The sequence below is a fragment of the Brevibacterium permense genome, from assembly GCF_025506275.1.
Classification (GTDB): domain Bacteria; phylum Actinomycetota; class Actinomycetes; order Actinomycetales; family Brevibacteriaceae; genus Brevibacterium; species Brevibacterium permense_A.
Genome location: NZ_QYCP01000093.1, coordinates 47,614 through 67,827, shown reverse-complemented (window position 1 = coordinate 67,827; position 20,214 = coordinate 47,614). Strand labels below are relative to the sequence as shown.

Genomic DNA, 20,214 nt, shown 5'->3' with positions numbered 1-20,214 from the left:
CCCGCCGATGTGCTGAGGAGAAGAATTGTCCGCTGAACCGATCTGGCTTCCCGACCCCGATCAGACCCCTCGTGCGCAGATTGCCTACTTCATCGACTTCGCCACTCAGCGCACCGGCCAAAACCTGGCCACCTATGACGATCTGTGGAAATGGTCGGTCAGCGACCTCGATGGATTCTGGGGCGCGGTCTGGGACTTCTTCAATGTCATCGCCGACGAACCCTACACTGAGGTTCTCGCCAATCGGTCCATGCCAGGGGCCGACTGGTTCCCAGGCACCCGCCTCAACTACGCCGAACACGCCCTGCGCGCCGGACTCGACGACAAGCTCGCCGACGAACCGGCCATCATCACGATCAAAGAATCCGGCGAGCGCACCGAATCCACCTGGCGTGAACTGCGCCGCCAGGTCGGTTCCGTCGCCGCTTGGCTGCGCAGCCAAGGAGTCGGAGAAGGCGACCGCGTCGTCGGATACCTGCCGAATACCCACCACACCCTCATCGCCTTCCTCGCGACCGCTTCGGTCGGTGCCATCTGGTCCGCCTGTGCCCAGGACTACGCCGCCGAGGGTGCCGCAACAAAACTCGGTCAACTCGAACCGACGGTGCTCTTCGCCGCCGACGGCTACCTGTGGAACGGCTCAGCCTACGACCGCCGCGACCAGGTCGCGGACTTAGCCAACCGGATGCCGAGCCTGCGGGCCGTGGTCGGGGTGGGCAACCTCGGCGAGGATTTCATCGATGAACACGATCAGATCACGAACCTCACCGCCTGGGACGATATTGCTTCCGGCGATGTGGAACCTAAGTTCGCGCGCGTCGATTTCGATACCCCGCTGTGGGTGCTGTATTCCTCGGGCACGACGGGGATTCCCAAGGGCATCGTGCACAGTCACGGCGGGGTCGTCATCGATCACCTGCGACTGCTGGGTCTCCACCTCGACATCCGGCCGGGTGACCGGTTCTTCTGGTACACGAACACGAACTGGATGATGTGGAACCTCGTCGCCTCGGCGCTGGTGGGCGGTGCGACCACGGTGTGCTTCGACGGCAGTCCCCTTTATCCGGGGCCGGGCCGGCTGTGGGAGATCGCCGCGGACACGCAGGCCAATGTGCTCGGGGTCAGTCCCGGGATCTTCCTGGCCGGGATGAAGGCCGGGATCGAACCCGGCAAGGAGTTCGACCTCTCCGCGCTGCGGACGATCGGTGCCACCGGTGCCCCGGTGCCCGCCCAGTGCTTCCCGTGGGTGCGCGATGCCGTGGGCGAGCGTGTGCAGCTGGCGTCGACGAGTGGCGGCACGGACGTTGTCAGCGGCTTCGCCGGATCTGCGCCGAACGCTCCGATCTGGGCCGGGGAACTTTCACGGCCGGTGCTCGGCGTGGCGTTGGAGTCGTGGGACGACTCCGGTCAGCCATTGGTCGATGAGGTCGGGGAGATGGTCATCACCGCACCGATGCCGTCGATGCCGGTGAAATTCTGGAATGATCCGGACGGTGAGCGCTACCGCGACACGTACTTCTCGATGTTCCCCGGAGTCTGGCGCCACGGCGACTGGATCACCATCACCGACCATGGCAGCGTCATCATCTCCGGCCGCTCGGATGCCACCCTCAACCGGCAGGGAGTGCGCCTGGGCAGCGCCGACATCTACGACGTCGTCGACGGCATCCCCGAGGTAGCCGAATCCCTGGTCATCGGTACCGAGCAGCCCGACGGCGGGTACTGGATGCCGCTGTTCGTTGTGTTGGCGTCGGGGGTTTCGTTGGATTCCGGGCTACGGTCTCGGATTGCTTCGGAGCTGCGGTCGAAGGCGTCGCCGCGGCATGTGCCCGATGACATCATCGCGGTTCCGGCCATTCCGCACACCAAGACTGGAAAGAAGCTCGAGGTTCCGGTGAAGCGGCTCATTCAAGGGCATGATTTGGATCGTGTGGCGAATCCGAATGCTGTGGATTCGCTTGAGGCGCTGGAGTACTTCGCACGGTTTGCGGGTTGGGCGGAAACTTAGACCAGAGCAACGAACACAGCCGAGGCGAGCTGAGGGTGGGTCACGGTATCGGTGTAGGAGTGGGTCGGCATTCAACGCGTTCATGGGCGAAATGATGGAGTAATACCGCCGTAGTCGAACGCAAAAGGTAGGCGAACACTTTGACAACTTCAGTTCAGGAGCTTCAGTCATTCTTAGTTCGAGTCCAGGTACCCCGCCCGAATGCCCGGATGTCTGCGGTGGATCACATCACATTAACCCGTAGCAATTTTCCAGCAGGGACCCTGTCAGGGCACTCTTGCCTAAGCGAGCAGTTCCGCTGATTCGCCTCCAGCACGATGCCGCGCGACGCATCCAAGTAGAACTGGCGACGCTGGAGAGCGTGTAGCGTAACGAGACTGTCCGGTTCGGCGGTTATCTCATGTCAGCGGTGTCTGCGAATATTGGATGGTGGCCAAGAAGCATTCGAAAGGCGGGAATCGAGGGCATCCGCGGCATCGTTCGCGAACAGCCGCCCCTCAACCGGTTGCCGAAGTGCGCGCTGAAGCAGACGAGTCAGCTCAGCTCATTGATGAGTGGAGCCGTACAAGAAGCGGCGCTTGGGCAAGCAGAGGGTTCGATTTTCAGCACACGGTCGCAGCTTGGCTTGCTGCTCGACTGATTGCTAGCGATCTCCAGGCTGAAGCGCTCGTTCCTGAGGGCCTCGAAGACATCATGATTGAGTGCGGGGCCTCGCGGCAACATGTTCAGGTGAAGTCGAGAGGTGAGCACTTGGGAGCGTTCCCCGTGGGGAAGGCAAGTGGCGACATCATTGATGCCTGGATCCGACACCGTCAACGTAGCGGTGACTCGGGCGGTCTCACAGTTGTGTTCGAGCGAGGCGTTGAAGGTGAAACCGCACTCGGAGAGTTCAATAGACCACTTGGCGAATCGCTTGGACACGATTCGAAGCTGCGGGCCAGCATCGCTACTGCGGCGAAGAAGCGCGGGCTTGGCGAGAGTGACGTTCTCGAGCTGTTTGATCGCACAGTCGTATTTGGCGTCTCCTGGTCTTATCTGGAAGAGAACAGTCGAACGTTGCTGGGAACGGTTTTCCCACAGTTACGGCCATCGATCATTGACTATCTGGCACGTGAGCTCCGAACCCTCACGGGTGAGACTGCCAGACTGAACGCGCCAGTTGTCTACGATGATAGGCACTCTCTCGATCGGAACGAGCTGATACGTCAGAGTCACGACTTCGTTGAGCAAGTCGACCTCGATGCGCTAGATGCGGCAATCACTCAAGGACTCTGTTCGCCTCTGTCGCTCACCGAAGAACTCCACGATGCTCGCTTTTACGAGGGCGTTTCGACACAGCCGGGACATGTTGCGGCGGGTCTAGTGGTACCGCGGACCGAGCTCATTGATGAAGCTGTAGCCGGAATCCAGGAGACTTCATCCGTTATCTTGACCGGTCCATCTGGCGTCGGGAAGAGCGCTCTGCTTTGGTCAATCCCGCACGCTCTCCCGGGCATCCTGTGGTTTCGTGTAAATCGGTTGTCTTCCCATGACGTCCCCAAGGTGCTTAGGCTATGTCGTTCGTACCGGGTTTCTGAAGCGAACCCTATCGGTCTCCTCATCGACGCAGCTGGTACAGGCCAGTTCAGCGGATGGTCTCAGCTACGCGAAGCGACCGCTGCGGCACCGGGCCTGTTCATGGTCTCGACTGCCCGGCACGAAGACCTCATATCACTTGGAGACCTATCAGGCTCCGCCACTATCACCGTGGAGCTGAACGAAGAAGCAGCTGAGGTGATCTTCGATAGTCTGTGTGAACGGAAGGCAACAGAGTCACCTCACTGGAGAGAAGCATTCGAGCAATCCGAGGGACTCACGCTTGAGTTCACCCATTTGCTCACTCGTGGCGAACGAATAGATGCTGTGATCGGCGACCAGGTGCGCCGTCGCATCACTGAACACAGGAATATCGAACTTGACCTATTGAGCCTTTCCACGACCGCGGATCGCTGGTCGGCTACCCTGCCCGTCGGCAAGGCAGCGGAAGCCTGTGGCGTGACCCAGCTCGAACTTCGAGAGCCGCTCGCGCGCTTAGCGGAGGAGCATCTGTTAGTCGAGCGCAACGGAACGATTTTAGGCGTGCACCAGCTGCGATCGACCGCCATTTCCAATGCAATCCACGACCAACCGCCTCCAGCTCTCAACCATACGATCAGTCGTCTCCTCCTGGTTCTGGCGCCCGAAGAAGTCAGGAAGTTCGTTCCTAATTTACTTCGGGACAAACCAGAATTAGACCAGCTGATTCACGAATCCGCGTTACTCGAATCCCGTGACGTCAAGAAGCTTGCCGCCTATCTGCGAGGGTTGCGCCTCTATGACTTCTACGAACGGGCGGTCAAATGGACTGACATAGCCGACCGACATGGAATCCCGCCAGCAAATCAGCCTGTCGCCCAGTTCTGTGCCATTGCGGGCTCTGATCTTAGTGACCTCGTTCCAGAGGAGTTCACCAGCGCCGTCTCGGACATGGCAGCATCGCCCGAATCTGCACGAGGAGCAGCGCTGATTGCAGCGATCGGGCCTGGGCAACTCGCCGAAGAACTTGTCGCAATAGACGACGTTGTCCTCGCGAACGAGTTACTGTTCGAGTTCCAGGGAAGCGCATTCGACATCGCAGTTGAAACTCAATCCGCACTTCTAAATTCCAATCCTCTGGGCACGGCCATGCAACGTGCGTCGATCACACAGTTTGCAAACTTCATGGCGACAGCGAACTCCCTCAGTCCCGCACTCGCTCAGACGCTCATTCAATCACTCGGCGGAGAGGCCGAGATTGAAGTCAAAATCAGGAACGCCGACCCGTGGATTATTGACCTCCGGATCGATGAATCGAGTGGAGAAGCGGTCGCCTATGCTCGTGTCCTTCATGTCTCCGATACCACTCATGGCGACCCTCACGACCGAGTGATCCAGCTCGGACGACTCCTCCTACGTTGTTTTCCTAGAACCACGCATGTTGACGTCAAGCTGCAGCTGCCCGGTGGCCACGATTACCAAGTCGGCGACCACCAGGTCGGTTCTACTGAACTCCGCCGAGAGTACGACCACTCTGAATTGTCGACAGCTTGGAACCAAGAACGCATACGAGTTACCAACGTAGTGCTCGGAGCCACCGACACAGAACGCCTCTCGGCTACGCTTCCTCTCTTCGAAGCCGCCGCTCGACTTACCCGCATTGTCGGAAATGCATTTGTTGCTGCAGATATGCGAGGTATCGGCACTGAAGAGCTTACGGAGCAGATAGACCGGCTCAATGAAGACGCCAACCAAATCGGTCCACGTCTCAACAGAAGTCTACGAGCACTTGATGTCTCCGGAGATCAAGAGGCATCGTCCCTGTCCGCAGACCCACTTGTGGGCCTTCTTACGGACCTCACCAGCAATATATTCCCGCGGCTCGCGAAGCTGGCCAACCTCACGGCGATCGCGGCGCACCTTAGCGACCATGTAATCGGGAGGTCACTTCACCAGGCGATGGAAGAGCCGTGGCATCTGCTCGGGTACGACACATTCCCAGACAGCCTGAAAACGTTGGAGACTGATTTGCATCGCCTCCTTGCCGTAGTGGCAGCGCTTGCTGAGGTCTCATCTGCAAAGGCGGCCATCGTGCATGCCGCGCGCTCAGGACCGCACGAGGGCGCACTCGACAGAGCTGCCGAGGTCGCTCGAGACGTTACGAAGCGGAGACAGCAAGATCGGAAAGCTGAACTGGAACGAGTCGGGTTAGACATCGGTTGGCGATTTCGCGTGTATATGTCCACAGACGACCGATATCAGCTTGCTCCTGAACGACTCATCGCTCTCGACGTGCCGTCGTTAGTCACCTGGAGTAACGCGTTAGAAGAGATCGCCGTTGCTCTCCGGACAGCAGGAATGCCCGGAGAGAAGTTCGTGCTCGTACCGATACGTAACGGGAGGCCCGTCGAAACTCTAGCGATGTCACTGATCGATTCACTATTGCCCACTGGGACGCTCGGACATTGGGCAGCTGAACTTCTCCAACCGCAGGACGTTCCATTGAGCGAAGCATTCGATGCGGCAGTCGCGTCTATTCAAGTCGTGTCAGGAATCTTAGTACTCACTGAGCAACAGCGAACGCACGGAGCTGTCGTGCAAGTTCTAGAGGACGCAAAGCAAGGATTCGGTCAGTCCAAGGGAGTCGTTGAGCAAACTCCGATAGACGCGGTCACTGAGCAGATCGTGTTTTTTTTGGACGCACTCGAAGAGCAGCTAACGAATGAAGAGTCCGGTAATGCCACTAGAGGGGATATCGCTAGCCAGATGGCGCGGCTTGTTACAGCTGGTGAGCAGACAGAATTTACCACCTCTCTGGTCTTAGCGCGCCTAATGTCGCTGGAGTGGGATATTGATCCTCACGCCGCGCCGCGACTGTTTCAGCTGTCCTAGTCTGAAGTGAGCCGGTTTGGTTTGCGACTTGACGATCCAAGCTTTGGAGAGGGCGCCTTTTGGTTAGCGTTTGCTCCCTAGGGCCCTCATAAGATTGCCTACTTCGGCGAATGCGCTTTGTTGACGAAAATCTCAGCCCCGAGCTTTGAGCCCCTAGTCTAGCTAGTCTAGAACCGTACCTGACTGTTCTCGACAACCCGCCAAAAGACCGACCCCGTACTCCACTGTCGTGGATGTACGGGGTCCGGGCCGCCTCGGCGAGGGTGTCTCTTTCTGACGTCGAAGGATTCGACGTCGTGTCAGGGATCACTCCCCGTCGATGTGTTCGGCTGCGGTCTCCTTGGTGTTCTCGACGTTGGTGACAACTTCCTCCGACTTCAGACGGGTCTTGATGCCGACGTAGAAGACGATGGCGGTGAAAATTGTGCAGACCAGCTCGCCCCAACCGAACGTGAGCACGTTCAGGGCGCCTTCGCCGTAGTTGCTCAGCAGGCTGAGCACGGCCAGTCCGCCGAGCCACAGGATCATCCACCAACCGGATTTGAACTGCAGCGGCGGGATCTTGCTGCGGTCACTGAACGCATAGTGCAGACCGAGGACAACGTAGCCGAGCGCCATCGCCAGGAACAGCTTCCAGTTCGTATCCCACCCCGTCCAGAACACGATGAGGTTCGCAGCGAGGAATCCGAGGAACGGCAGGACGTCTCCGCCGGGCAGGCGGAACGGACGCTCCTGATCGGGCAGCTGACGACGCAGAGCCGCCACCGTGATCGGGCCGGAGCCGAAGGAGATGACGGTGCCGGAGGTGATGAACCCGACCATCTTCGCCCACGACGGGAACGGGAAGAACAGGAAGCAGGCAACGATGAACGTGATGAGCAGCCCGAACCACGGGATGCCCTTCTTGTTCAGCTTCGTCATGGCACTCGGCGCATTGCCCACCCGAGCCTGCGAGTACGACAGCCGCGGGGTGAGCGCGGTGAAGATCAGGCCGGTGTCAGCCGGGGAGACCACAGCGTCGATGTAGAGGATGATCGCTAGCCACATCGCACCGAGCATGATCGCGATCTCCGCCCATGGCCCCGCCGAGTTCGAGAACGACAATCCGCCCCATCCGTCCTTGAGCAGGTCGGTGGGGATGGCGCCGATGAACGCGACCTGCAGGAGGATGTAGATGATGCCGGTGAGCACGATCGAACCGATGACGGCGAACGGCACGTTCCTCTGCGGGTTCTTCGTCTCACCGGCGAACTCCACACCCTGACGGAACCCGAGGTAGGAGAACACGATGCCCGCCGCGGGCAAGGCAGCGAAGATCGGGGCGATGCCGTTGGGGGCGAAACCGCCGAACTCGGGCATGTGGAAGTGACCGGGGTTGAACGCCAGCAGGGCCAGTCCGGCGAATACGAGGACGATGACCAGCAGCTTCCACCACACGAGCACGTTGTTGAACTGGGCGAAGAACTTCACGCCGAACATGTTGATGACGCAGAATACCGCGACCATCGCGATGGACACGAAGATGCCCGGCACCGTGAGGACGAGCACCCCCTCTTTCGTCTCCATCAGCCACGGCATATAGCTCGAGGCATACTGCACGGCCGCGAGCACCTCGATGCCGACGGTTCCCGCCGCCGACAGCCACGTGATCCACCCGCTGGTGTAGCTGGCGAACGAACCGAAGGCATAGTGCGGGTAGCGCACGACACCGCCGGCGACGGGGAACATGACACCGAGTTCGGAGTAGTTCAGGGCCACGAAGATGATGAGGACCGCACCCAGGGCCCACGACAGAATTGCGGCCGGGCCGGCCATGCTCGCGGCATCGAAGGCGCCGAAGAGCCAACCGGAGCCGATGATCGACCCGACTCCGGTGAAAAGCAGACCGGTCTTGCCGATATCGCGTTTGAGCCCTTTGTCGTGGACGACGGCCACGCTCGTCGGCGCGGCGGATGACAGGGGACTGTGTGAGGGCACCTTTGCCTCCCAGGGTAGACGGCTATATTTCCGCGGCTAGTTTTCTCCTGTCATTGAGTGATGTCAATTACATAGCCAGGTTATTTGGCGAGGTCACAGACGCAGACGACCCCGAACACGGCCTGTCCGTGTCCGGGGTCGAATGGTGGACCTTTTCGGGTCACTATGTGAGGTTTGTGCCTCGAGGTGGGCAGCGACGCGGCGGGCGGTCTCAGCTCCCCGCGCTGGCATCCGCTGTCAGGTGGGCACGCGCCTCGGCGAGCATGGCCTCTCGGGTCGCGATCTTCACGCGTTCCCGGCCCTCGGCCTCACCGAGGGCCTTCTCCGCGGCCTCGAGCCGGTGATAACCTTCCCAATCGGTGAAGTCGACGCCCTTCGACTCGAGCAGCTCGACGATCGAGGACTCCTCCGGGTACAGGGGTTCGGTGAGCACTCCGGCGGCCTGATCGTCGAGGATGTGTCCGATCGTCTCGAGCGCATCACCCTTCGTATGACCGATGAGCCCGACGGGTCCGCGCTTGATCCACCCGGTCGTGTACACGCCGGGGATGACGTCCGCCTCGGCGGCCTGGCCCTGATCTTCGGCGTCGACGACGCGTCCTTCGTGATTCGTGATGACCTTCTTGGCCTCATCGAACGGCAGCTGCGGCAGCTGCGTCCCCGCATAGCCGACGGCCCGATACACAGCATCGATGTCCCAGTCGTGGAAGTCCCCGGTGCCGTTGACGCCGCCCGTCCCGTCGAGTTCCTGACGTTCCGTGCGCAGACCGGTCACCCGATCCTCGCCGAGGATGGCCACCGGCGCGTGGAGGAAGTGCAGGTGCAGACGCCGCTTCGCCCCGGTCTCCTCCCGCATCGCAAAGTCCGTGAGCGTCTTCGTCACCTGCTTGACCTGGTTGCTCGACTCGATGGCCTCGAGCGACCCCTGATCGAATTCGTAGTCCTCGGGATAGACGATGATGTCGACGTCTTCGACCTGACCGAGCTCACGCAGCTCGAGCGGAGTGAACTTCGCCTGCGCGGGTCCACGCCGTCCGAATACATGGACATCGGTGACCTTCGAGGACTTCAGCCCCTCATAGACGTGGTCGGGGATCTCCGTGGCGTGCAGCTCATCGGCCTGCTTCGCGAGCACCCGAGCCACGTCGAGCGCGACATTTCCGTTGCCGAGCACCGCGACCTTCTCCGCGTCCAGCGGCCAGGTCTGCGGCACATCGGGGTGGGCGTCGTACCAGTTGACGAAGTCGGCGGCCCCATAGGAACCCGGCAGGTCGATGCCGGGCAGCGACAGCGGTGCGTCGACGAAGCAGCCGGTGGAGAAGATCACTGCATCGTAGCGGTCGGTGAGCTCGCCGAGGTTGATGTCGACTCCGTATTCGACGTTGCCGAACAGGCGGATGTCACCGCGGTCGAGGACCTTGATGAGCGCATTGATGATGCCCTTGATCCGCGGATGGTCGGGGGCGACACCGTAGCGGACAAGCCCGAAGGGTGAGGGCAGGCGCTCGAACAGGTCGATGCTCAGTTCCAGGTCATGTTCGGCCTTGGTCAGCAGGTCGGCGGCGTAGATGCCGGCGGGACCGGCACCGATGATGGCCACTCGGAATGGGATGGTGGGCATGGGGTTCCTTGATCAGTCGTCGTGGAGAGTGGAGTCGCTCGGTGTGGTTGAGCGAGGACTCGCTGCTGGTCAGTCGTCGGTGTTCTGCGGCGGCAGAGCTGCGATGAAGGGGTGGTCTTTGTCGACGACCCCGTGGGAGGCTGCTCCGCCCGGGGAGCCGATGTCGTCGAAGAATTCGACGTTCGCCTTGTAGTAGGCCTCCCACTCATCGGGCACATCGTCTTCGTAGAAGATCGCCTCGACAGGGCACACGGGTTCGCATGCACCGCAGTCGACGCATTCGTCGGGATGGATGTAGAGGGAGCGGGTGCCTTCGTAGATGCAGTCGACCGGGCATTCCTCGATGCAGGCTCGGTCCTTCAGGTCCACGCAAGGCTGGGCGATGATGTAGGTCATGGGTTCCTCACGAGTTCGGATGCGTGCGCTGCGGCAGGCTCGGTCGACTGGGTGAAAGCACCATCGGCGTAGGGGCTCAGGGTCACGACATCACCGGCGACGATCACGGCCGGTGACCGGACGCCTCGGCGAGCCGCGCGGAAGGCGATGTCGCTGAGGGTCCCGATGGTCACTCGCTGGTTGTCACCGAATCCGTCTTCGACGATCGCGACCGGGCAGTCGTCCCCGCGCCCGGATCGGGCGAGCACCATCGCCGAGTTGATGAGGGTGCCCACTCCCATGAGCACGACGACGGTGTGGTCGCGTCCTCCGCCGATCTGACCCAGCTGGTCGTGACCGGTCACGACCGTATACGAGGTGGCGACGCCTCGGTGGGTGAGCGGGATTCCGGCGACCGCGGGAACGGAGTTCGCGCTGGTCACCCCGGGAACGACGCGGACATCGACTCCGGCGGCCCGGCAGGCGATGACCTCCTCTCCCCCACGTCCGAGGACGAACGGGTCCCCGCCCTTGAGACGGACGACCCGACGGCCGAGCTTCGCCTGTGTGATGAGGATGTCGTTGATCCCGCTCTGCGGTACCGGGTGATGCCCCGGCAGCTTGCCGACGTCGATGATCTCCGCATCGAGGGGTGCGCCGCGTTCGGTTTCGAGCTGATCGATGACCGATCTGGCGCCGAGGCGGTCGGCCACAATGACATCGGCGCGTTCCAATGCGCGCAGACCGGTGACGGTGAGCAGTCCGAGATCGCCCGGTCCGGCACCGACGAGCAGCACCGTGCCCGGCTGCTGTGGGAGGAAGAGCGTCATGACTGGTCCTCGGTGGATTCGGCGGAGTGGGCCGCCTCGGGGGTGTGGATTCCGGCGGCGAGGGTGTTGCCTGTCTGCGGGTCGATGACGACGAAGGCTCCGGCCGTGCCGTGGTCGCGGAAGTCCGGGACCGGCAGCTCGGCTGACAGCTTCACCCGGGCCAGGCCGATGTCGTTGCCGGCGAGCACCTCGGCGGGTTCGGTCTTGGAGGTCTCGAGGTTGCGTTTGGCCTCGATGGTGACGATCCCCTTCACGGTCGTCGTTCCCGTCTTGATGAGCACCCGATCCCCCGTGCGCAGGCCCTCCGCGGTGAAGGGGAACACCTCGGCGCGCAGTTCCCGGCGCGGGGTGGGCAGGGTGCCGGCCGCGGCGATGACGCTGCCCCGGGCGGTATCGACGTCATCGGCCAGCCGCAGCGCCACCGACAGCGGCGCACTCGCGGTCTCAAGGGGACCGCTGGCGGTATCGATGCCGGTCACCGTCGTTTTCAGTCCAGCAGGGTGGATCTCGATCTCATCGCCGAGGCTGACCCGCCCGGCCGTGATCTGTCCGGCCACCGCCCGGTAGTCCCGGAATTCCTCGGGGTCGAGTCCCGGTGCCAGTCCCCCTTGCGGACGCAGCACGGTCTGCACGTCAAGGCGGAAGGCCTCGAGGTCGGCAGTGTCCTCATCCGCGCTCGGCAGGGTCTCGAGGAGTTCGAGCAGTGCCGGACCGGAGTACCAGGGAGTGTTGTCCGAGGTGGTGGCGACGTTGTCCCCGGCCAGCGCGGAGATCGGAATGAGGTGCGGGGTCTCAAGGCCGATCTCGTCGGCGAGGTCCTTGATGTCGTTCTCGACCGTCTCGATCCGCGTCTGGTCGTAGTCGATGAGGTCGATCTTGTTGACGGCGATGATGACGTGGCGGATGCCCAGTCGGGAGACGACGGTGAGGTGTCGGCGGGTCTGTTCGGTCGCGCCGGTGCGGGCGTCGATGAGGACGACGACGGCATCGGCGGTCGAGGCTCCCGTGACCATGTTCCGGGTGTACTGCACATGTCCGGGGCAGTCTGCGAGGATGAACGAACGACGGTCGGTGGCGAAGTACCGGTAGGCGACGTCGATGGTGATGCCCTGTTCGCGTTCGGCTCGCAGACCGTCGGTGAGCAGAGCGAAGTCGAACTCTCCGCCGAGGAATCCGCGCTCCCGGCTGGTCGCGGTCACGGCGGCGAGCTGATCGGCGAGGATCGCCTTCGCATCGTGGAGGAGCCGACCGACGAGCGTGGATTTCCCGTCGTCGACGGATCCGGCGGTGGCGAAGCGCAGCAGCGTCTTCGTCGTCGTGTCCAAGGTCGCGGTCGCCTCGGTGGTGGTTGTTTCGGTGGTGGTTGTGGTGGTCATCAGAAGTACCCGTCCTTCTTGCGGTCTTCCATCGCCGCGGCCGAGATCCGGTCGTCGGCGCGAGTGGCACCGCGCTCGGTCACAGTGGTGGCGGCCACCTCGGCGAGGATGGACTCGAGGTCATCGGCGCTCGATTCGACGGCCCCGGTGCAGCTCATATCCCCGACGGTGCGGTAGCGGACCTTTTTGGTCGTGACGGTCTCGCCGTTGCGTGGGGTGGAGAATTCGCCGGTGGCCCACCACATGCCGTCGCGCTGGAAGACTTCGCGGTCGTGGGCGAAGTAGAGCTCGGGCAGTTCGATGCCTTCGCGGGCGATGTAGCTCCACACGTCGAGTTCGGTGAAGTTCGAGATCGGGAACACGCGCACGTGTTCGCCGGGCAGGTGGCGGCCGTTGAAGAGGTTCCACAGTTCGGGACGCTGGCTGCTGGGGTTCCAGCCACCGAACTCGTCGCGCAGGGACAGGATCCGCTCCTTCGCCCGGGCTTTGTCCTCGTCGCGGCGGGCCCCGCCGAAGACGGCGTCGAACTTCCCGCCGGTGATGGCGTCGAGCAGCGGCTGGGTCTGCAGGGTGTTGCGGGTTCCGTCGGGGCGTTCGCGCAGACGACCGTCGTCGATGTAGTCCTGGACCTTCGCCACCGTGAGGTCGAGGCCATACTTCTCGGCCGTCTCGTCGCGGAAGCGGATGATCTCGTCGAAGTTGTGGCCGGTGTCGACGTGGAGGAGTCCGAACGGAATCTTCGCCGGCCAGAACGCCTTCGCCGCAAGGTGGAGGACCGTCACGGAGTCCTTGCCTCCGGAGAACAGCAGCACGGGGCGTTCGAACTCGGCGGCGACCTCACGGATGATGTGGATCGCTTCGGATTCGAGGACGTCGAGGGTGGACAGGCTCGCACCCGGGTTGTGGGCGGGTGCCGCCTCGGCGGTGGTGTGGGTGTTGTGGTTGAACTGGGTGTCGATGCTCATGTGTGGAGTCCGCATTCTGTTTTGGTCGATCCGGCCCACCGGCCGGCGCGGGGGTCTTCCCCTTCGGCGACGGGGCGAGTGCAGGGCTGGCAGCCGATCGACGGGTACCCCTGCGACAGCAGCGGGTTGACCGGGACGTCGAAGGCGCGCGAGTAGTCGAGGAGGTCATCGAACGACCACGCAGCCAGGGGGTTGACTTTGACGAGTCCGTTCTTCTCATCGAAGGTGATCAGCGGCGTGTTCGTCCTGGTGGGAGCTTCGTCACGGCGGACTCCGGTGAACCAGAGTTCGTAGCCGTTCAGCGATTTCTTCAACGGTGCGACCTTGCGGCGGGCGCAGCACAGGCCAGGGTCGCGGGCGAAGAGGTCCTTGCCGAATTCGGCGTCCTGCTCTTCCACGGTCTGCTCCGGGAGGACGTCGACGATGTGGACGTCGACCCGGCGGGCCACCTCGTTGCGGGTGTCATAGGTCTCCCGGAAGTGGTAGCCGGTGTCGAGGAAGAGGACGTCGACGCCGGGCTGGTACTGGGCGACGTAGTGCGGCAGGGCGGCGTCGGCCATCGAGCAGGCCACGGCGCAGGCCTCGGTGTCGAAGTGCCGGGACACCCAGCGGATGACGTCGGCGGGGTTGGCCTCGGGGACACCGTTCTCCGGGTCACCGGCGAGCTCACGGGCACCCGCCTCGGCGAGGGCCTTGAGTTCCTCGACGGGGCGGGGCTGCGTCGCTGCTCGCGACGTTGCCCGAGTCTCGGAGGTGGGCGTCGCCTCGGTGGTGGTTGTGTTCGTACGGGTCATACCAGTTCCTCCTCGTCTACGCGGTGGGCCCATTCGGAGAATGTCTCGGTCTCCCCACGACCGGCGAGGAAGCGGCGAACGAGCTTCTCGACGTAGTCGCTGAGGTTTTCGGCGGTGACCTTGAGCCCGCGGACGGTGCGGCCGAGTCCGGCCTCGTCGCGGTCCTTCGAAGCCAGGCCTCCGCCGACGTGGACTTGGAATCCGGGGACCTGTTCGCCTTCGTCGGTGGTGACGATCTGGCCTTTGAGTCCGATGTCGGCGGTCTGGATGCGGGCGCAGGAGTTCGGGCAGCCGTTGAGGTGGAAGCTGATCGGGTGGGGCAGCTCCTCGATGTCGGCGAGGCGCTCCTCGAGCTTGGTGATGGTGTCGGCCGCGGTCTGCTTGGTCTCGACGATGGCGAGCTTGCAGTATTCGATGCCGGTGCACGCGATCGTCGAGCGGCGGAAGAGGTCCTTGCGGCTGGAGAGGCCCAAGGCGTCGAGCTCGGCGACGACGGCTTCGACGTCCTTCTCCTCGATGTCGAGCAGCAGGAACTTCTGGTGCGGGGTGGTGCGCAGGCGGGTGGAGCCGTACTTGTCGGCGAGGTCGGCGACCTGGCCGAGCAGGGAGCCCGAGACGCGACCGACGACGGGGCTGACCCCGATGTAGTAGCGGCCGTCGGTCTGCTTGTGCACTCCGACGTGGTCGCCGGCGGTGATCGGTTTGGTCGGTGCCGGACCGTCGGCGAGCTTGTAGCCGAGGTATTCGGTCTCGAGGATCTCGCGGAACTTCTCCGGGCCCCAATCGGCGAGCAGGAACTTCAGGCGGGCCTTGTTGCGCAGGCGGCGGAAGCCGTAGTCACGGAAGATCGAGGTCACGCCCAGCCAGGTCTCGACGACCTGGTCGGGGGCGACCCAGGCGCCGAGGCGTTCGGCGAAGCGGGGGACGACGGACAGGGCGCCGCCGACCCACAGGTCGTAGCCGATGCCGTGTTCGGGGTGTTCGACAGCAACGAAGGAGCAGTCGTTGATCTCGTGGACGACGTCCTGGCTGGGGTGGCCGGTGATCGCGGTCTTGTATTTGCGGGGCAGGTTCGACAGGCTCTGGTCGCCGATGTAGCGGCGGGAGATCTCTTCGATCGCCGGGGTCGGGTCGATGAGTTCATCGGCGGCGATGCCGGCGACGGGTGAGCCGAGGATGACGCGGGGGACGTCGCCGCAGGCTTCGGTCGTCTGCAGGCCGACGGCTTCGAGGCGGCGCCAGATCTCGGGGACGTTCTCGATCTCGATCCAGTGCAGCTGGATGTTCTGGCGGTCGGTGAGGTCGGCGCTGTCGCGGGCGAATTCGGTGGAGATGTCGGCGATGGTGCGCAGCTGCTCGGTGGTGAGCTTTCCGCCGTCGATGCGGACGCGGAGCATGAAGTACTCGTCCTCGAGCTCATGCGGCTCGAGCTTCGCGGTGCGTCCGCCGTCGATTCCGGGTTTGCGCTGGGTGTACAGGCCCCACCAGCGGAAGCGGCCGTGCAGGTCGTCGGAGTCGATCGAAGAGAATCCGCGCTTGGCGTAGATGGTCTCAATCCGGGCGCGAACGTTGAGGCCGTTGTCTTCGGCCTTGTCGATCTCGTTTTTGTTCAACGGTTCGTGGCCGTCGACCTTCCACTGCCCATTGGACTTCTTCGGGCGGGCGGGCCGCTTCGCGGCTCGTTTAGCTGCCGTTTCCTTGTTCTCTTCCACCTGAGTGGACATAGCTGTCTCCAAACGCTGAGGGGAACCAGTGATGAGTCACGCTACATGAATGCCGAATTGCTCAACAACTCATCGGAGGGATTGTGTCATGGAATGACATATGGCGTCACGGTCTGCCGTGGGTGCGGTCAGGCGCTGAGCATTTCCGGTGCGGCCTCGTCGGATCGGGTGCTGGGTTGCTCGTGGGCGCGGATGCCTTCGCAGACTCGGTCGCGGACGATGTCGACGAGCTGGGGTGGCACGGCGGAAGCACTTCCGCCGCCGGTCAGCAGCGGCGGAGCGAGGACGCCTGCCGGTCTGCTGCCGCCTGCATCACCGCTCTTCGTTTTGCCGATGCTCGCGCTGCCGCCGTCGACGAGTTTGCGGGCAAGGTCGTCGAAGAATCCCGGGGCCAGCAGGTAGTTCGCGAGCACGGGGCGGGCTCCGCGGCTCCGCGCCTCCTCGACACAGTCCTTCAACGGCGCACCGCCGCCGGCGAGGAATCCAACCTCGACGGGGCGCTCGAGCTTCGCTGCCAACAGCCTGCCCATCTCACGGCAGGACTCGTTCGCCCGCTCGTCGCTCGAGCCGGCAGCGGCAAGGATGACGTCATCGTTGTCACTCAGGGTCGGAAGCCGATCGGCGAGGATCTCCGCAAGTCTCGGGTCCGGCCCCAATGTGGGCGTCCGTCGGACACGTCGTGGCCCGAAGCCCGGCTCTCCGTCCCCGTTCGGGGGCATCCGCTCGGCACGGTCCGCCGCCTCGGCGAGGTCGACATGGACGTGATACCCCGGCGAGAGCAGAAGCGGCACAAGGATCACCGGACGGTCGGCGGGCAGTCGGGCGATCACCTCGTCGACGTCGGGCTTCTGGACGTCCACATGCCCGAGCATGACCTCGTCGGCAATCCCACGAATGCGCAGGTCTGTGGCGACCTCGGCCGCGAGCACCTCGATGAGGACCTGGCCGGTGGGCGATGAGGTTCCGTGGGAGATCAGCCCCACCGACAGCAGCCCCGTCACCGTGCTCGCTCCGGCACGGTTCTCTGGCCCCCCTGCGCGGCCGCCCGCACCCGGCTCTCCGCGGGCGCCGGAGCCACCGAGGGAACCGAACAGCGCGATTGCTCAACGACTATGCGGCTGCGGAGAGGTGGGATCGTCACGATTGAATGCATTCGCACAGCGTAACCCATCGGCCTCAACACCGCATACATGCTGTTCATCAGGGACATTTCGCCATTTTGTGTCATCTTTCGACATACGGCGACCGAGTTCGTAGGATAGCCAGCAGTTTTCCATTCTGCTCAACAGTTTCGCTAGTGTGTGTTGTCAACGCGTCATTGCGCTCCTGGCACCGTCCGCAGTTTCGGCGTCTTGTCCATCTTCCGCGCCTCCTCCTTCGCGTCATCTACGAAAGGCAAGCACATGCGTCAGCTCATCGTCCTCGGGATCGTCGGTCTCATCGCTCAGCTCATCGACGGGTCCTTGGGCATGGCCTATGGGGTCACCTCAACCACGCTGCTGCTGGCGGCCGGTACGGCACCGGCGGCCGCCTCGGCGGCGGTGCACTTCTCCGAGCTGGGGACAACGTTGGTGTCGGGGATCTCGCACCACAAGTTCGGCAATGTCGACTGGCGGACCGTCGCGATTCTCGCCGGTCCCGGGTTCATCGGGGCGATCGCAGGGTCGACGCTCCTCGCCAGCCTGGACGGGGAGGCGGCGACCCCGTGGATCTCAGGGATCCTGCTGGCGCTCGGCGTCTATGTCGTCTGGCGGTTCCTCGCACTCGGCGGTGCGCGTCCGACGTTCAAATCACGGCCGAGCGCGACGATGCTCATCCCGATCGGGCTCGTCGGCGGGACGCTCGACGCGGTCGGCGGAGGCGGCTGGGGGCCCGTCGGCACGACAACGCTGCTCTCATCAGGACGTTTGGAGCCGCGGAAGGTCGTCGGGTCGATCGATACGAGCGAGTTCGTCGTGGCCGTCGGCGGTTCGCTCGGGTTCCTCATCGCGCTCGGGTCACAGGGCATCGAGTGGAAGATCGTGGCGGCGCTGCTCGTCGGCGGTGTCATCGCAGCACCCTTTGCCGCGTGGCTGGTGAAGCTGTTGCCGGCCAAGGTGCTGGCGGTCGCCGCGGGCGGAATCATCATCCTCACGAATGTCCGCACCATCCTGCTCGCCGTCGGGCTCTCGGATTCCTCGGTGTGGCTGACGGTCGCCGGCTTGGCTCTCGTCTGGTTCGGCCTGCTCGCTCACGTCGTGCGCGTCGAACGGGCGGCCGCGAAGGTCCGGAAGGCCGAGGAGGCCGCAGCGGAAGCCGAGTCCGAGGCGACCGTCGGTCGCTGAGCCTCGGCGGGCGCGCATCGGCGGGTTCGGTCCGGCGGCCGACCGTCGGCGGGTGAGCGCGGTTCGCGGATTCGATCAAGCCCGCGCGCACTTATCGGCCCGTGTATCTGCCGCCATCCGCTCTTCGCCTTGAATGAGAGGCTCACCGGCCTCGAGGCCCCGTCTACCTCGCTCAATGCACGCGAAACTGCGAAGAGCACGTCCCTGGAGACGTGCTCTTCGCAGTGCCGCGTTGATCGACGGCGACCGGCGTCAGGTCAGCGCTGGCTGTAGATCTTCCGGGCCATGATCACGCCGATGAGGGAGAGCAGCGACAGTCCCGCGTAGTAGAAGCCGGGCACGGTCAGCAGACCGGTCGCGCCGAGCAGTGCGGTGAGGATGAGCGGGGCGAAGCCGCCGAAGATCGCGACACCGAAGCTGTAGGCGATGGTCATGCCGGAGCTGCGCACCTTGACAGGGAACAGTTCGGACAGCAGCGCCGGCATCGGGCCGAAGTAGAAGACCATGAACAGGCCGACGATCGCCTCGCACAGGGTGAGGACGCCGATCGAGGGGTTCGCGGTCAGGAGGATGAACATCGGCCACGCGACGATGATGCCCACGATGGTCGTCGGGATCATCACGGTCGTCGGGCCCACGCGGTCGGCCAGGCGGCCGGCGAACGGGGCGCCGATGAGGGTGATGACGCCGGCGACGACGGCACCGGGGAACGCCGCCCAGGCGTCCAGGCCGAGGTTGGTGACGGCGAACTGCGGCAGGAAGGTGATGAGGTAGACCGAGATCGTGGCCATCGCGATGATGAGGAACGCGGAGAACAGGCGACCGAAGTTCTCACTGAGGAGGACGCGCAGCGGGTTGTCGGTCTTCTCGGCGGCCTTGAATTCTGGGGTGTCGTCCATCTTCGAGCGGATGTACCAGCCGACCGGACCGATGAGCAGTCCGAGCGCGAAGGCCACGCGCCAGCCCCAGGAGTGCAGGGCGTCTTCGCTGAGAGCCGAGCTGAGGATCCAGGAGATACCGGCGGCCAGGAACATCGAGATGCCCTGAGTCGCGGTCTGGAAGGAGGCATAGTAGGCCTTGCCGCGCTTGGCGTTCTCGGTGAGGAAGGCGGTGGCCGATCCGAATTCGCCGCCGGCGGAGATGCCCTGGATGATGCGGGCGATGATGAGGCCGATCGCGCCCCAGATGCCGATGGTGGCTTCGCCCGGCAGGATGACGATGATGAACACACCGAGGGTCATCAGACCGATCGTCAGCGACAGCGCCGATTTGCGGCCGTGCTTGTCCGAGTAGCGCCCGATGATGATCGCGCCCAGGGGACGGACGACGAAGGTGATGGCAAAGGTCGCCCAGGTCATCAGCTGTGCGGACAGGCCTTCGCCCGGGTAGAAGACCGCGGTGATCGAGGTGGCCATGAACCCGAACAGGATGATGTCATACCATTCGAGGGCGTTGCCCAGTCCGGCCGCGACTACGGCCTTGCGGGCCCGCGACTTCTCTTCGCGGGACTCGACGGGTGTCTCAGTCATCGTGTGCCTCTTCTTGTAGGTGCCCGGATGCCGTGGTTGGCGAAGCCGGTGGTGGATCGTTGGCTTTTGGGATGCAGGCACCGTTGCTCATCATCCGGGGCGGATGTTGCTTATTCACAGACCCGGTTGGAGTCTCTGATCTGACCAGTATGCCCCTGTTCTCGTCAGCGAGACGATTGTAGTCCCGGCGTATCCGGCCGCAAAGGCAGTCTCAGCAGGTGACGAGTCACGTCAGTGCCGGTTGT

Annotated in this window: 13 protein-coding genes; 3 read left to right on the top strand and 10 right to left on the bottom strand. The window is 63.5% G+C overall.

The features are described 5' to 3' along the window. Window positions 1-25: 25 nt before the first annotated feature. Together D3I60_RS14440 and D3I60_RS14435 are read left to right on the top strand one after the other, a co-directional pair. The gene (locus D3I60_RS14440; protein WP_262776974.1) at window positions 26-2,008 is read left to right on the top strand and encodes an acetoacetate--CoA ligase; all 1,983 of its coding nucleotides are present in this window, start codon (window positions 26-28) and stop codon (window positions 2,006-2,008) included. 750 nt (window positions 2,009-2,758) lie between these two features. Then, on the top strand, window positions 2,759-6,454 hold the full coding sequence (locus tag D3I60_RS14435) for a hypothetical protein (protein WP_262776973.1): 3,696 nt from the start codon (window positions 2,759-2,761) through the stop codon (window positions 6,452-6,454). A 306-nt stretch (window positions 6,455-6,760) separates the two neighbouring features. Here D3I60_RS14435 and D3I60_RS14430 read toward each other — a convergent pair whose 3' ends face one another. The 9 genes from D3I60_RS14430 to D3I60_RS14390 form a co-directional block, all read right to left on the bottom strand. Beyond that, window positions 6,761-8,431 carry an APC family permease gene (locus tag D3I60_RS14430; protein ID WP_262776972.1) on the bottom strand — a complete coding sequence of 557 codons (1,671 nt, stop codon included), beginning with the start codon at window positions 8,429-8,431 and terminating at the stop codon, window positions 6,761-6,763. A 211-nt stretch (window positions 8,432-8,642) separates the two neighbouring features. Further along, window positions 8,643-10,052 carry an FAD-dependent oxidoreductase gene (locus D3I60_RS14425; RefSeq protein WP_262776971.1) on the bottom strand — a complete coding sequence of 470 codons (1,410 nt, stop codon included), beginning with the start codon at window positions 10,050-10,052 and terminating at the stop codon, window positions 8,643-8,645. A 69-nt stretch (window positions 10,053-10,121) separates the two neighbouring features. Then, window positions 10,122-10,448, bottom strand: coding sequence for a ferredoxin (fdxA, locus tag D3I60_RS14420; RefSeq protein ID WP_262776970.1), 327 nt, complete (start codon window positions 10,446-10,448; stop codon window positions 10,122-10,124). Further along, entirely contained in the window at window positions 10,445-11,257 is an 813-nt protein-coding gene (gene cobA / locus D3I60_RS14415) for a uroporphyrinogen-III C-methyltransferase (RefSeq protein ID WP_262776969.1), read from the bottom strand. The genes fdxA and cobA overlap by 4 nt, the downstream gene beginning before the upstream one ends. After that, window positions 11,254-12,633: a sulfate adenylyltransferase subunit 1 gene (locus D3I60_RS14410; protein WP_262776968.1), complete on the bottom strand. Its 1,380-nt coding sequence runs from the start codon at window positions 12,631-12,633 to the stop codon at window positions 11,254-11,256. Before D3I60_RS14410 ends, cobA begins: the two co-directional genes overlap by 4 nt. Next, window positions 12,633-13,598, bottom strand: coding sequence for a sulfate adenylyltransferase subunit CysD (cysD, locus tag D3I60_RS14405; RefSeq protein WP_262776967.1), 966 nt, complete (start codon window positions 13,596-13,598; stop codon window positions 12,633-12,635). Before cysD ends, D3I60_RS14410 begins: the two co-directional genes overlap by 1 nt. Beyond that, window positions 13,595-14,392, bottom strand: coding sequence for a phosphoadenylyl-sulfate reductase (locus D3I60_RS14400; protein WP_262776966.1), 798 nt, complete (start codon window positions 14,390-14,392; stop codon window positions 13,595-13,597). The genes cysD and D3I60_RS14400 overlap by 4 nt, the downstream gene beginning before the upstream one ends. Next, window positions 14,389-16,116 carry a nitrite/sulfite reductase gene (locus D3I60_RS14395; RefSeq protein ID WP_262776965.1) on the bottom strand — a complete coding sequence of 576 codons (1,728 nt, stop codon included), beginning with the start codon at window positions 16,114-16,116 and terminating at the stop codon, window positions 14,389-14,391. Before D3I60_RS14395 ends, D3I60_RS14400 begins: the two co-directional genes overlap by 4 nt. A gap of 128 nt (window positions 16,117-16,244) precedes the next feature. Further along, window positions 16,245-17,117 (bottom strand): sirohydrochlorin chelatase, encoded by an 873-nt coding sequence (locus D3I60_RS14390; RefSeq protein WP_262776964.1) that lies wholly within the window; start codon window positions 17,115-17,117, stop codon window positions 16,245-16,247. A 402-nt stretch (window positions 17,118-17,519) separates the two neighbouring features. Between D3I60_RS14390 and D3I60_RS14385 the strand changes: the two genes are divergently transcribed. Beyond that, on the top strand, window positions 17,520-18,440 hold the full coding sequence (locus D3I60_RS14385) for a sulfite exporter TauE/SafE family protein (protein WP_262776963.1): 921 nt from the start codon (window positions 17,520-17,522) through the stop codon (window positions 18,438-18,440). 257 nt (window positions 18,441-18,697) lie between these two features. Here D3I60_RS14385 and D3I60_RS14380 read toward each other — a convergent pair whose 3' ends face one another. After that, complete coding sequence (locus D3I60_RS14380; RefSeq protein WP_262776962.1) at window positions 18,698-19,969, bottom strand: MFS transporter; 1,272 nt, start codon at window positions 19,967-19,969, stop codon at window positions 18,698-18,700. Window positions 19,970-20,214 lie beyond the last annotated feature (245 nt).

Excerpts from the sequence above, each read along its gene's own strand:
- D3I60_RS14395 (WP_262776965.1), bottom strand. The coding sequence starts at position 16,116 with ATGTCCACTCAGGTGGAAGAGAACAAGGAAACGGCAGCTAAACGAGCC.
- D3I60_RS14425 (WP_262776971.1), bottom strand. The coding sequence starts at position 10,052 with ATGCCCACCATCCCATTCCGAGTGGCCATCATCGGTGCCGGTCCCGCC.
- fdxA (WP_262776970.1), bottom strand. The coding sequence starts at position 10,448 with ATGACCTACATCATCGCCCAGCCTTGCGTGGACCTGAAGGACCGAGCC.
- D3I60_RS14380 (WP_262776962.1), bottom strand. The coding sequence starts at position 19,969 with ATGACTGAGACACCCGTCGAGTCCCGCGAAGAGAAGTCGCGGGCCCGC.
- D3I60_RS14385 (WP_262776963.1), top strand. The coding sequence starts at position 17,520 with ATGCGTCAGCTCATCGTCCTCGGGATCGTCGGTCTCATCGCTCAGCTC.
- cysD (WP_262776967.1), bottom strand. The coding sequence starts at position 13,598 with ATGAGCATCGACACCCAGTTCAACCACAACACCCACACCACCGCCGAG.
- cobA (WP_262776969.1), bottom strand. The coding sequence starts at position 11,257 with ATGACGCTCTTCCTCCCACAGCAGCCGGGCACGGTGCTGCTCGTCGGT.
- D3I60_RS14400 (WP_262776966.1), bottom strand. The coding sequence starts at position 14,392 with ATGACCCGTACGAACACAACCACCACCGAGGCGACGCCCACCTCCGAG.
- D3I60_RS14410 (WP_262776968.1), bottom strand. The coding sequence starts at position 12,633 with ATGACCACCACAACCACCACCGAAACAACCACCACCGAGGCGACCGCG.